At 64.7% G+C, this 13225-nt stretch carries 10 protein-coding genes; 7 read left to right on the top strand and 3 right to left on the bottom strand.

Features of this window, described 5'->3' with window-relative positions:
• The first annotated feature begins 111 nt into the window (after positions 1 to 111).
• On the top strand, positions 112 to 615 hold the full coding sequence (locus tag AB1I47_RS27235) for a TPM domain-containing protein (protein WP_354686811.1): 504 nt from the start codon (positions 112 to 114) through the stop codon (positions 613 to 615).
• 299 nt (positions 616 to 914) lie between these two features.
• Positions 915 to 1580 carry a methyltransferase family protein gene (locus tag AB1I47_RS27230; RefSeq protein ID WP_354686812.1) on the top strand — a complete coding sequence of 222 codons (666 nt, stop codon included), beginning with the start codon at positions 915 to 917 and terminating at the stop codon, positions 1578 to 1580.
• A 29-nt stretch (positions 1581 to 1609) separates the two neighbouring features.
• On the opposite strand, the gene AB1I47_RS27225 is transcribed toward AB1I47_RS27230, so the two are convergent.
• A complete protein-coding gene (locus AB1I47_RS27225; RefSeq protein WP_407935918.1) occupies positions 1610 to 2878 on the bottom strand; it encodes an MFS transporter in 1269 nt (422 codons plus the stop codon).
• 78 nt (positions 2879 to 2956) lie between these two features.
• Here AB1I47_RS27225 and AB1I47_RS27220 point away from each other — a divergent pair, with 78 nt between their 5' ends.
• The 4 genes from AB1I47_RS27220 (at position 2957) to AB1I47_RS27205 (ending at position 7709) form a co-directional block, all read left to right on the top strand.
• A complete protein-coding gene (locus AB1I47_RS27220; protein WP_354686809.1) occupies positions 2957 to 3925 on the top strand; it encodes a LysR substrate-binding domain-containing protein in 969 nt (322 codons plus the stop codon).
• A gap of 1259 nt (positions 3926 to 5184) precedes the next feature.
• On the top strand, positions 5185 to 6561 hold the full coding sequence (locus tag AB1I47_RS27215; protein ID WP_354686808.1) for a sigma-54 dependent transcriptional regulator: 1377 nt from the start codon (positions 5185 to 5187) through the stop codon (positions 6559 to 6561).
• Positions 6562 to 6588: 27 nt separating this feature from the next.
• Positions 6589 to 7323: a class I SAM-dependent methyltransferase gene (locus AB1I47_RS27210; protein WP_354686807.1), complete on the top strand. Its 735-nt coding sequence runs from the start codon at positions 6589 to 6591 to the stop codon at positions 7321 to 7323.
• Positions 7320 to 7709, top strand: coding sequence for a GtrA family protein (locus AB1I47_RS27205; RefSeq protein ID WP_354686806.1), 390 nt, complete (start codon positions 7320 to 7322; stop codon positions 7707 to 7709). The genes AB1I47_RS27210 and AB1I47_RS27205 overlap by 4 nt, the downstream gene beginning before the upstream one ends.
• Positions 7710 to 7784: 75 nt before the next feature.
• Here AB1I47_RS27205 and AB1I47_RS27200 read toward each other — a convergent pair whose 3' ends face one another.
• The gene (locus AB1I47_RS27200) at positions 7785 to 8804 is read right to left on the bottom strand and encodes a glycosyltransferase family 2 protein (RefSeq protein ID WP_354686805.1); all 1020 of its coding nucleotides are present in this window, start codon (positions 8802 to 8804) and stop codon (positions 7785 to 7787) included.
• Positions 8805 to 8950: 146 nt separating this feature from the next.
• A complete protein-coding gene (locus AB1I47_RS27195; protein WP_354686804.1) occupies positions 8951 to 10096 on the bottom strand; it encodes a glycosyltransferase family 87 protein in 1146 nt (381 codons plus the stop codon).
• Between the two features lie 737 nt (positions 10097 to 10833).
• On the opposite strand from AB1I47_RS27195, the gene AB1I47_RS27190 reads away from it, so the two are divergent.
• Positions 10834 to 12303, top strand: coding sequence for a hypothetical protein (locus AB1I47_RS27190; protein ID WP_354686803.1), 1470 nt, complete (start codon positions 10834 to 10836; stop codon positions 12301 to 12303).
• The last annotated feature ends 922 nt before the right edge of the window (positions 12304 to 13225 follow it).

Here is a 13225-nt window from a genome sequence, read left to right as displayed (position 1 = left end):
GCTGTCACCAGTTGCCGGAGGCGGCGGTGGCGGCTTCGGCGGCGGAGGCGGCGGCGGCTTCGATGGCGGCGGCGCCTCCGGCAACTGGTGACAGCAAGAGGAACGACGACGATGCCGAATCTCAGACGCGCCCTGCACCATATCGCCACCACGGCCAGCGCCGCGCGCCGGCACTTCCCGCCCGACGCGCAACAACAGCTGCATAAAGCCGTGCATGCCGGCGAGACCCGCCATCGCGGCGAGATCCGCGTGGTGATCGAAGCCAGCCTGCCGGTCGGCGACGCCTGGGCCGGCGTCACGCCGCGCGAGCGCGCCCGCTTCCTGTTCGGCGCCCTCGAGGTCTGGAACACCGAGGACCATACCGGCGTGCTGCTCTATATCAACCTGGCCGACCATGCGGTCGAGCTGCTGGCCGACCGCGGCATCGACGCCCGCGTCGGCACCGCCACCTGGCGCGAACTGTGCGACGAGCTGGCGCGGGGGCTGAAGCAGAACCTGTCGGTGGAACCGGTGCTGGCCACGGTGGCGCGGGTCCACGACCTGCTGGCCACGCACTTCCCGTCCGACGGCGGGCACAACCCTAACGAGCTGGACGACCGGCCGGTCATGCTCTAGGGTCTGCCCGCGTTTTCACGATCGGCCCAAACGCAATGGCCGGCGATGCGCCGGCCGCCGCCCTTCGCCCGTTGCCGGTTCCACCTTCGGTCTCCCCGCTCTCATCGCGCTTTCCCCATTCCCCCGAGTCGGCCCCCAAGTGCCAGTACCAGCATTTGCGGGACAAGGGGGCTTTTCACGGGCGAAACATACTTTTGCCCGATATGACCTCCCGCGCTCACAGGCTACGCTTGGTGAACAACTGCATCACGGTAAAAGAGGTGGAGCATTCAGACTCCGCTGCCATAAGGGGGAAGGCCATGTCGGAAATCGCAGCGGAGAAAGACCGGGAGGCACCTGCGCCCAAAATAGACCTCCGAGAATTGCTCCTCGAGGCTGGACTCAGAAGTGCCACCGCCATACTGCTTGCAGCATTCGCCTACGCCGCAGTCCTCCACTGGCTCACTAACCCGACGCGGATCACCTTGCTGCTGCTCGTACTGGCGAGTGGTCTGACGCTCGGCCTGTCCCTGTTTGTCCGGGTTCCGATAAGGCGAGACTGGCACCCCGTCACAGTACTCTGCTCCCTGGGCGGTACGTACTATTGCCTGGCAGTTCAGCTGGCGCCAGGGACGCACCTGGTACCGGAGATGTTTGGTGCTGGCCTGCAGATCGTGGGGATTCTGTGGCAAATCTATGCAAAGGTCTCCCTGCGTTGGTCATTCGGGATACTGCCCGCCAATCGCGGCGTTGTCTCGAGCGGGGCTTACCGGTTTGTGCGACATCCGATCTACCTGGGCTATTTCATTGCCGACGTCGGCTTTTTGCTCACCAATTTCGGGGTGCAAAACTTGCTCGTCTACACCGGCCTGTACGCCCTGCAGGCGGTGCGGATAAATCGAGAAGAAAAGCTGCTGTCCGATGATGCCGAATACCGCCGGTATCGTGAAAAAGTACGGTTTCGCGCCTTGCCGGGCGTTTACTGAGCTACTGAGCTGAGAACCCCTGCCAAACATCAGCGGGCGCGACGCGCCCCCATCAGATACCAGACCGCCGCCAGCGCCTGCAGCACCACCAGCCCGCTCCATGCCGCCAGGTGCGCTGCCTTCGGATAATGGCCGCCGGTAGCCCGCCACAAATCCAGCACGACACCCACCCCCACCTGGCACGCAAAGGTCGCCAGGAATACCGTCAACGTCAGCGCGGTAGTGGCGCGGCCGATCAGCGCATCCGGGAAGCTGCGCGCCAGTACCGCGTAGGTCAGGATGCCGCTTGAGCCGAACACACCGTAGGCCGCCCACAGCAGCGCCGGCGGCAGCGGCACCTGCGCCATCAGCAGCACCTGGATCACGATAAAGCCGGTCATGCCCGCGCCGGCAAAGGCGTACAGGCTCACGCCGATCCGTTCCAGGTGGCGCGCGGCCCAGCCGGAGCCGACGCAGCCGGCCATCATGGCAAAGCCGATCACCGAGACCAGCCGCGCACTGGTGGCGGCATCGAAGCCAGCCACGTCACGCATGAACGCGCCGACCCACAGCGTCTGCACCGCCAGGAACACGCCCTGGTTGAGCAGCGTCAGCGGCACCACGCGCCAGAAGCGTTCGCTCGCCAGGATCTGCCGCGTGCCGCGCAACTGCTCGCGCAGGCTTTCGCGGCCGGCGCGCGGCTGGTCGGGCACGCCGAACCACAGCAGCACCGCCATCGCCAGCGATAAGGCGGCCAGCCCGGCGCTGACGGTGCGCCAGTCGGTCAGCGACAGCAACCAAGACAGCGGCGTGCCCACCAGCACCGCGCCCAGGCCGCCGATCGCCATCACCACGCCGTTGAGCAGCGGCATGCGCGACAGCGGGAACCACATCGACAGCGCCTGGATGGCGGCGCCCAGGCACACCGACACGCCCACGCCGATCAGCAGCCGGCCCGCAGCCAGCCCCGCCATGCCGGGCGCCAGCGCGAACACCAGCGAGCCCGCCACCGCCGCCAGCAGCATCACCGCCTCGGTGCGGCGCGGGCCGTAGCGGTCCAGCAGGATGCCCGCCGGCAGTTGCGCGCAGGCAAAGCCAAGGAAGTAGAAGCTCGTCAGCAACCCCAGGTCGCCGGCATTCAGGCCGAGCTCGCGCGTCAGGTAGGGCGCAAAGCCGAGGTTGACGCCCCGGAACACATAGGACACCAGAAAACCCAGCGAGAACACGGCCAGCACGCGCCAGCGCGCCCGATCGGACTGATTGGCCGGTTGCGATTGCGGGGGCGCGGAAGACAAATCAGGAGAAGTCGTAGTCGTCATGGCCCGCATTGTCTTCCCCATTCCGGTGCAAGGCCAACGAAAGATACCCGCCGCAATTGTGAGTAGAATTTGACGGCCATGGCCAAATCTCCCGGCAAACCCGCCGACCGACCGGTTCACCTGCCCCCGCTGCAAGCGCTGCGCGCGCTCGAGGCCGCCACGCGCCACCGCAGCTTCTCGCGCGCGGCGCAAGAGCTGGCACTTACCCACAGCGCCATCAGCCACCATATCCGCGGGCTCGAGACCAGCCTCGGCACCAAGCTGTTCCAGCGCACCGGCAGCCAGATGACGCCCACCAGCGCGGGCGCGCGGCTGGCCGAGCAGGTGCGCGGCGCGCTCGACAGCCTGGAAAGCGCGTTACGCGAGGCCGGCAACAGCGCCGGGCCGCCGGTGGTGCGGCTGCAGGTCAGCGTGATGGCCGACCTCGCCAATGCCTGGCTGATCCGCCGCCTGCCCAGCCTGCACGCGCAGGTGCCATCGCTGGACCTGCACCTGCGTCTGCACGCCGAGATCACGCCGCCGGACCCGTATAGCGTGGACGTCGGTATCTGGCACCAGCGCATCGACCTGCCCGGCTTCGAGTGCCACAACCTGATCGAGGACCATGTGATCGCAGTCGCGAGCCCAGCGCTGCTGGCGCGCTATCCCGGCTTCACGCTGGCCGACGTGCCGCGCATGCCGATGCTGCGCTTTGCGCTGCGTCCGTGGCGCGACTGGCTCGAAGCCGCCGGCCTGCCCGGCGACGAACCCGAACGCGGGCCGATCTTCCAGGACGCCGGACTGATGCTGCAGTCGGCGGTCGCCGGCCTGGGGGTGGCCACGGCGCGCGCCCAGCTAGCGCACGACTACCTGGCCAGTGGCGACCTGGTGCAGATCGGCCCGACCCGCATCCCATCCAGCCTGCATTACTGGGTCATCTGGCGTGAAGGCAATCCGCGCGAGCAAGCGATCCAGCAATTTCACGCGTGGCTGCAGCAGCTGGTGCGGCAGGAGACGCTGCCACCGAACCCTGCCGCAGGTAACAACCCCGCGCAGTTTCAAATCTGAAATTGTTTCGGCAGCCGATGTTGGCAATACGAATCATTTTCGTCTGGACCAGCAAAATCAACGGCTTGACTGCTTCCGCCAGCGCTTGGCCGGCGTGTTGCAGGTTTGTGCCAGCGCCGCGCAAAACGGGGCCGAGTTTCACGCATGCAACCATTTCGCGAGCCATGCCAGCCGGCATCGAAAATCCGGTGGCCCCATCCAAACAGATGAGAAGCGGCTGAGGCGCGCATGCGCCGGTTCGTGCAAAGGCTTGTCAACGCGCCGATTGTCTGCGCCTGTCGGCCGCGTCGCGAAGCAACCGAAGCCAAAAGGCTGAGGTCTTTGGCGGCACGCCGCGGTTGCTGAAGAAGGACCTGTACCACGGCGTTGTATCGGCAATGAAACCCCTGCGTGGGTCAAGCCGCGTGCAGCATCGGAGCCCTGGCGCCCTCGCGCCCTAAATGCGGCTTCCCCTCTTTCGGATGGCCCCAACAGGCCGCAAGTATCGCGCCCGCCACCTGCGCCGCCTTTCTTATGGCGTTTTCGGCGCATGGCGCTTCTGCACTTCGCTGCAGCGCAACATGAATTGGCCCGCCCACGTATCAAAAGCGGAACGTTCTCGCTCGCCGGCACCCGCCTGCTCGCCGCATTACATCTATCTTCCCCTTTGTTTTCAATGACTTAGCTCGCTATGGCACATTCGTCGCACATATGTGCCCGCGAACGGAAGCCCGGAACGGGGGGACGTCTGAAACCAAAGCGGCAAACACACAGGCAAGCGTTCGCCGGAGGTCAGTTTCAGAACGACCCCTGCAACTCCCAGGGCGGGATTCGGGCTGTGCTGTAAGCGAGGGGCCACGCGGCAGGGACTGGCCCGCATCGGTGGACGCCAATGCAGTGTCCGCCGGCAAGATCAGAAGGAGGTCTTTCAGGGAACACGGGCCGCGAGCATGCGCGAGCGCGCCCGTGGAGCCTGGAAACCGCGCGACGCCACGACGAAGCCGGGCGCCACGCGGATAAAACAAGAGACGGGGTTGCAGCACCAGCCTGCCATGCAGGCGCAGCAAAGCAGCCGCCGTCGCGACCGGACCCTCACCAGGGGCGCGGGACGCGGCGGCGGCGGAACGGGCCTGACAGCCCGTGCCCTGCGGCGCCGCGGCGGGAAGAATTTTAGGGAACACGCCAGGCCGCCAGGCCGGCGCAAGCCTTAGAAGCACCGAAGCCAGTGACCGGCAGCCGCCGGCGCCGGCTTCGGAAAACAAAAAATCCGGGGAAATCGTATGAGCGCTTATGCCAACCGCCCGCTGCTGTACCTGTCGCAGCACCACGACGCCATGCTGTGCCGCCTGCTCGCACAGCGTGGATGGAAAATCAGCTTCGCGTCCAACCTGAACGACCTCAACGCACTCCCGCACAGTGCCCAGCCGATCGCGGCGCTGCTCGACCTGCACAGCGGCTTCAGCGATGCCGAGCTGGAATCGCTCGAACCCTGGTTGTCCCAACCGCACATCGGCTGGATCGGCATCATCGCCAGCCGCGATGCGCTGAGCGACGCGGCACGCCGCCTGCTCGGGCTCTATTTCGTCGACTACTACACCGCGCCGTTCGAGCCCGCCGACCTGGCGCATTCGCTCGGCCATGCGCAGGGCATGGCGCAGCTGCGCCCGGGCGTTCAGCGCGCGGTGGCCGGCACCACGCGCGCCGACGGCATGATCGGCAACTGCCCGGCGATGCAGTCGCTGTTCCGCGGCATCGAGAAGGTGTCGCGCTGGGACACCCCGGTACTGATCTCGGGCGAGTCCGGCACCGGCAAGGAACTGGCCGCGCAGGCCGTCCACCGCGCCTCGGAACGCGCGCAAAAGCCCTTCGTCGCGGTCAACTGCGCCGCCATCCCGCCTACGCTGCTGATGTCCGAACTGTTCGGCTATGAGCGCGGCGCCTTCACCGGCGCCACCAAGCGCAAGCCCGGCCGCATCGAGATGGCGCAGGGCGGCACGCTGTTCCTCGATGAAATCGGCGACATGCCGCTGGAAAGCCAGACCAGCCTGCTGCGTTTCCTGGAAACGGGACGCATCGAACGGCTGGGCGGCACCGAATCGGTCGAGGTGGATGTGCGCATCATCTCTGCCACCCACGTTGACCTGGAAGCCGCGATCGCCGCCGAACGCTTCCGCGGCGACCTCTACCACCGCCTGTGCGTGCTGCGCGTACGCCAGCCCGCGCTGCGCGAACGCGGCAGCGACATCCTGCTGATCGCCGAACACGTGCTCGACAATGTGCGCAAGCAATCGCCGGCACGCATCCGCGGCTTCTCGCCCACGGCGCTGCGCGCGATCCAGCTGCACAACTGGCCGGGCAACGTGCGCGAGCTGATCAACCGCATCCGCCATGCGGCTGCGATGTGCGAGGACGGGGTGATCCAGCCTGCGGACCTGGAACTGACGGTGCCTGCGGAGGAACGGCCGCTGACGCTGGCGGCGATCCGGCAAGCGGCGGAGCAGCATGCCATTGTGGAGGCGCTGCAGCGCAACCATGAACGGCTCATTGACGTGGCGGCTGAACTCGGGATTTCGCGGGTAACGCTGTTCAGATTGATGCGCGACTACAAGCTGCAGGTGAAAAAGGGCGACCTCGGTCTGCTTTGCGTGCAGGGATAACCTTCCCGATTGCGGAGGAACCGACCGATGTCCCCCGATGCCTATCTTGAAATGGCCGACACCGAAGCCGGCCACTGGTGGTTCCGAGGGCGGCGCGACATCCTCGCCACCATCCTGTCCGGCCTGGCACTGCCGCGTGACGCGTCCATCCTGGAAATCGGGGCGGGCACCGGTGGCAACCTGGCCATGCTTTCGCGATTCGGCAAGGTGAGCGCTGTGGAGATGGATGGCACGGCCCTGCGACTGGCACGCGAAAAAACCGGCGGAGTCTACGACATACGCAGCGGCAGGTGCCCTGACGATATGCCATTCCCGGATCGGAGCTTTGACCTGGTTTGCCTGCTCGATTGCCTGGAACACATTGCTGACGATGCGGGGTCACTCGCCTGTGCAGCAAGGATGCTGAAGCCGCGCGGCGCAGTCCTCATTACCGTGCCAGCCTACCAGTGGCTATGGAGCCGTCATGACGTCTTCCTGCATCACCAGCGCCGCTATAGCAGGCGCTCGCTGCAAGCGCTGGTCACGCGGTGTGGCTTGCGCCTGGACCGGATCTCCTACTTCAACACCCTGCTGTCTCCGCTTGCGATCGCCGCACGAATCAGCGACCAGTTGCGCGGCAGCGAGACGGCAACCGGTGCCGGCATTCCATCCCAACCGATAAACAGTGCGCTGCACGCCCTGTTCAGCACTGAACGCCACTGGCTTACGCGCGCATCACTGCCGTTCGGCATTTCCCTGATGGCGATCGTGCGCGCATCGTGAAAGCCCGTGCCAGCACGCCTGAACTGCGCAGGCTCGGGCGGTTCCTGGTGTCGGGTGCAAGCTCAACCGGCGTCCATGTCGCCGTCACCGCGACACTGGTCAGTGCAATGGGGGTTTCACCGGTCGCTGCAAACTGCGTGGCCTTCCTGTGCGCGACTGCTTGCTCCTACCTGCTCAACACCCTATGGAGCTTCTCGTCACGGCTGCGCAACCGTACCCTGGGTCGCTTTGCCGGCGTATCGCTGCTTGGATTAAGCCTGACCACAGCCATTTCATGGACGGCGCAGTTTCTCGGCGCCACGTACTGGACAGGACTGGCCTGCGTCGTGCTGATAGTGCCGGCCTTCACCTACCTCGCGCACCGGAGCTGGACGTATCGGGAATAGGACCGGCCCTTGTCCCGGGCCGTGCTGACCCGGTGCGCGGCAAGCCTCGGCCTTCAGGCCGGGGAGGAAGTCAAATCAACGTCTGTTGCCTGCTCCGCGCTCAAGCCGGATAACCCGCCTTCCCGTGGCAAGTTGCCGGTCCTGGCCGGACTCCTGATAACGGCGTCGCACCAGGTAGATCGGCCGGCCCTTGGCTTCATCATAGATGCGGCCGATATATTCGCCGACCACCCCAAGCCCGATCAGCTGGATACCGCCCAGGAACAGCACGATCGACAGCAGCGACGCATAACCAGGAACATCCGCCCCGAATATCAAGGTCCGCGCCACAATGAACGCGCCGTAACAAAATGCGCCGAACGCGATCAGCAGCCCGATATATGTCCAGCTGCGCAACGGGAGCGTGCTGAAGCTGGTGATCCCCTCGAGCGCAAGGTTCCACAAGCGCCAGCCCGAGAACTTCGAGCGGCCCGTAGTGCGCGGCTCGCGCTCGTAGCGGACGATGGCGGTCTTGTAGCCCACCCAGGCGAACAAGCCCTTCATGAAGCGGTGTCTCTCCGGCAATTGCTTGAGCGCATTGATCACCACCCGGTCCATCAAGCGGAAATCGCCAACGTTCACCGGCAGCTTCAGGTCGGAAAGCCGGTTATGGATCCGGTAATAGCCTGCCGCCGTCAAGCGCTTGAGCCAGGAATCGCACGCGCGTCTGCTGCGTTGTGCCAGCACGACCTCTGCCCCCTCACGCCAGCGCGCGACCAGCGCCGGGATCAGTGCAGGCGGGTCCTGCAAATCAACGTCGATCGGAATGACGGCATCACCAAGGGCTTCGTCGAGCCCGGCGGTCAAGGCCGCTTCCTTGCCGAAATTCCGCGTCAGGTCCACCACGCGCACGCGTTCGTCCTTGCGCGAATACGCGAGCAGCTGGTCCAGCGTGTCGTCCGTACTGCCGTCATTCACCAGCACGATCTCGAATCGGATCCGGTCGATGGACTCCAGTATCGGCGTCACGCAATCAAAGAATTTACCGATGCTCTCGGCCTCGTTGTAGCAAGGCACAACCAGAGAAAGCAGCCTGACATCGTATGGACCCGACATGATTCCCTCCCGAGGCGGCGCGGCTCGTACATCCACCGTCATGATTCCGGCTTGATGCGCCTTGTTCTTTTAAAGCAGGCTGGATAACAATGACCAGCACCTGGTGGGCGGCGACACGGGCCGCCAACGCCCGCCCAGTCGACAACTCAAACCAACCTGTTCCCCCACCACGCCCTGCGCAGGATTGCCATCAGCAGCGTCAGCGTCACCAGGGATCCAACCTGCGGCAAATAACCCTGGGCATTCACGCTCAGCACCAATGGCAGCAGCCATGCCACCACCAGCAGCTCCCGCTCCCCGGACATCCAACCGCGCCGCACCCCTTCGACCGCCAGGCCGGCCATCGCAATTCCCATCCAGGTCAGCTCGTAATACCAAAGATATGGACTCACCAGCAGGCTCGAAGCGGCCACGGCAGCAATGCGCAGCGCCGCCGAATTGCGGCCCCGCCAGACTTTGAGCAAGGCCCAGATCGCAAACCCCGCGCACAGGCCCTGGGCCCAGTACGCTGCCGCCACCGATGCCCCGGCCCGCCGCATCATCGCGAAGACCGTCGGGCAAAAGCGCCATCCGGTTTGGCCCTGCTCCAGCACTGTCTGCCTGAAGAGCGTGCCGCTTTCCAGGAACGCGGGTAGCATTTCCCACCCCCAAAGGGCGATACTGCAGGCCATCAGCGCGGCAGCCGTCGCCGCAGCGGTGAGAAGAGCCGTCCATGCGCGATCCGCCACGAGGGCCACCGGCAGCAACAGCGCGAGCTGCGGCTTCACGCTCAGCAGCCCAATCAACACGCCTGACAGCACAGGCCTGGCTTTCAAATGAATCAGCGACCACGCCGCCATACCGGCTGTCAGCAAAGAGTTCTGGCCGATCATGACCGCTTCGTGGATACCCGGAAATGCCAGCACGGGTAACCACACCGCGTAGCGCGGTGCGCCAGGCAGGCGCAAGATCCTGACCACCGCGGCGATGTAAATCGCAGCGGTGCTGCCGATGAAGAGTACATAGCTCACTGCGAACGGCAACAAGGACAACGGCACCACAAGCAACAGGAACGTCGGCGGATAGGTCCATGGCAGGAAGAATTTTCCCCCTCCCTGGACGGCGCCGAATGCGGCGATGACAGGCCGCAAGGTTTCGTAGTCGTAGACCCTGGCGGCCTGCCCTTTCAGCGCCAGATACGACGCACTCCAGAACGCCGAGAAATCCACGCCTGGCCGGCCCAGCGCATCCGTGGTGAAGCCCCTCGTCCTCAAGGCCCATATCACGAGCAGCACACCATAGGCGATCAGCATGGCAATGCTGTAGGCCCTGACTCGATCCAGGCCCAGCCAATGTTGCGACGTCACGGATCCCGGCGTAGCTTCCGGGCTATGGTCCAGGCTCATTGTTCCCCGTTCTTTATGTAGCACCGCCGGCCCATGTTTTTGTGAAGAATGCCGCGGCGATGCATCGATATACTCGCTCCATTCTGGTCAGGGGTCCCCCGATATACAAGCAGAATCAAAGCCCTGAACCGGCGAGGAAAATGGCTTTGCGCAAACGTTTCCAAACTGAATCACCGCCGGCTTTGACGGCATTCCCGCCTGTCACTCCAGTTCTTCTGGCGTTGATCGGGTGCCCAACTCTCCGGCAGCAGCGTGGCGCGTTTCCCGGCTGAAACGTCGTCCACCTCCTGGCTTGCTACCCGACACACCATCCTTTGCGAGTCAGTGCAGCGCGATTGGGCATCCGCATCCGCCAAACGCACCGTGTGCCGCGCGACGCGACTCATACTTTTGGCGCAGAAATGGCCCTGCGCGCATGCAGCCCCTGCTCGCGGCACCAACGATCGGGGGAAATAAGCACGATTCGTCCTGGAAACGACAGGACGGGCACGTTGGCCACCAGCCGGCATGGCGCGCAAATAAGGAGCGCAACCCCACGGAAGACAAAGGCGTTTGCAGCGATGGCTCGCATTTTGCGATAACGGGCGACTGCGCCCTGCCTCGGCAGGCAGATCCGGTAAGCACTACAGCCATCGCGAGACGCCATGAAACTCACCACGACCTGGGTCGAGACGACGAACGGGGAAAGCCTGCTCCGAAAGGCCGCCGCAACACAGTGGTTCTGGCTTTGCGTCTTCGGCCTGAGCTTGTTCTCGATCCTTTCCTTCATTGGCGTGCGCCTACTGGCCGATGCGGACACCCTCTGGCACATTGCCGCCGGGAACTGGATCATTGCCAACCAGGCAGTGCCAACGACAGATCCGTTCTCCTTCTCGTTCCGGGGCGCAAAGTGGGTTCCCCATGAGTGGCTGGCCGAAGTCATCCTGGCCACATCCTACGGATGGCTTGGCTGGGCCGGGCCAGTGCTTGTCACTGCGCTGGCAACCAGCGTCGCCCTGACCGTTCTGCTGCGGTTCCTGCTGCGCTATATCGAGCCGCTGCATGCGTTCACCGGTGTGGTACTGGCTTTCCTGACGCTGGCTCAGCACCTGCTGGCGCGCCCCCACACGCTGGCCTGGCCATTGATGGTGATCTGGGTCTACTACCTTGTCATGGCGCGTGAGCAACGCAAACGGCCGAGTCTCTGGCTACTTGTTGCCATGCTGGCCTGGGCCAACCTGCATGCCAGTTTTCTGCTCGGCATCGTGCTGGGGGGCGCCCTGGCGGTGGAAGCCGTGTTGACCGACGGCAATCCACGCCAGACCGCGAAGGCATGGGCACCATTCCTGGCACTCACGGTGCTGGCCGGCCTGATGACGCCAAATGGCGTGGACGGCCTGCTCTTCCCCTTCCACATTTCCGAAATGACCTTCACGCTCAGCATCATCAGCGAATGGCAGCCGCCGGAAATCCGGTTGCTCCAGCCGATAGTGCTGTGGCTCGGCTTCGTGCTGTTCGGCGCCCTCTACTTCGGGTTCCGCTTGCCCCCGACCCGGATAGCGATGTTCTTCGGGCTTGTTTATCTTGCCCTGACATCCGTGCGCTATGCCGAGCTCCCCGGGCTGCTGGCCCCTCTCCTGCTGATGCCTTCCGTCGGTCCCCAGCTGCGCGCCGCCATTCGTCCGGAAGTAAAGGCAAGACTCTCACTCAGGTGTCTTCAGGTAATCACTGTCCTGTCCACCGTGTTCTTCCTTTCAAGCATCGTCTTCCTTGCAAGAGGCATCCACCGCGGCCAGGACCCGTCGCTACCCAGGGACGCAGTCCGCGCAGCCATGGCAGCGGGTGGCTCCGGGCCGGTGTTCAATAGCTACAACTTCGGGGGCTATCTGATCTTCTCCGGCATCGCGCCGGTCATCGACGGCCGCGCAGACCTGTACGGCGATAAATTCGTCCGCCGCTATATGGAAGCCTATTCCGGCAATGCCAAGGTCCTGAAGACACTGATACAGGAATACAAGATCCGCTGGGCCGTGCTGGAACCGTCAAGTCCCGCGTTACAGGTGATCCGCGACCTGCCGGGCTGGCGAAAGGTGCATGAGGATGCCGTGGCCGTAGCCTACGTCCGCGAGCAATAGGGTCGTCGCTTCCCCGACTACCGGGGTATCCCGCTGACAACCGGCGGATGGCGTGTTGTGGGCCATCCAATGGCTGGCAACGTCATTGACTCGAGCACAGCCGCTGGCCACACTGCGTTGGCTGCCGTGAGCGTGCGCTCCCGCAGTCGCGCCGGGCACCAGATTCTCGCGCCATCAGCACTGCGCTATCCGATGACGCGCCGCTGGCGCGTCATCGGAGTTCAGGCGTTGCCGACGTTCACTGCTGACGCCTGTCCCTCCCGCCACTCCGCCTGGCAAGGCGTCCCGTCATGACGGGACTTGCGCTATCCCGTCAACCGGCAACCCGCAGGGCAAACCGCTGCACTCCTGCCGGATCCCTCGCTCGCCAATTCCCGATATCCATTGCCCTTGCGGCAATTCCCGGTACGCCATCGATGACCTGCAGCTGCGCGCCGATATCGGGCCGCTACGCAGCGTATCGCGCAAACCCGCCTCAGCACCGTCGGTAGCCAGCATCGCGGCTTCCTGGTGGCATCCCGAGGCCTGCAGGCCCGCAGCAGCCACCCACGCAGAACAGAACGCATGACGGCCAACAGCGGCCGGGACTGCATCGATACCGCCGCTTGGGCAGGCAACGTTTCCGGATTGAATCACGACACCTCACACCCCTGCGAGCCGCCTGCACACTGGGATTGCGGTGCATGCCTGCGAGTGTTTCCCTGCGTTTCCCGAGTCAGCCCGGCCATTCGACGTTTCGCTCCGGTAACGCTGGGCCCGCCATCTGTGGCCCTCGTCCGTCAGTCTGGCCGGCGCCGGGAAGACAGCCGGAAGTCCGCACGAATACCACCGGCTGCAGTAGATGGCAGAGATCCACGCAGGCATCACTTCATGCTTTCGGATGAGGTTTCCGCGCATTCTCTCCCGCCTCGCCGACATGGCC

The organism is Cupriavidus necator (assembly GCF_040578825.1).
Lineage (GTDB): Bacteria > Pseudomonadota > Gammaproteobacteria > Burkholderiales > Burkholderiaceae > Cupriavidus > Cupriavidus necator_E.
Note: the sequence above shows the minus strand (reverse complement) of the source record. Positions and strands in the feature narration are given on the sequence as shown.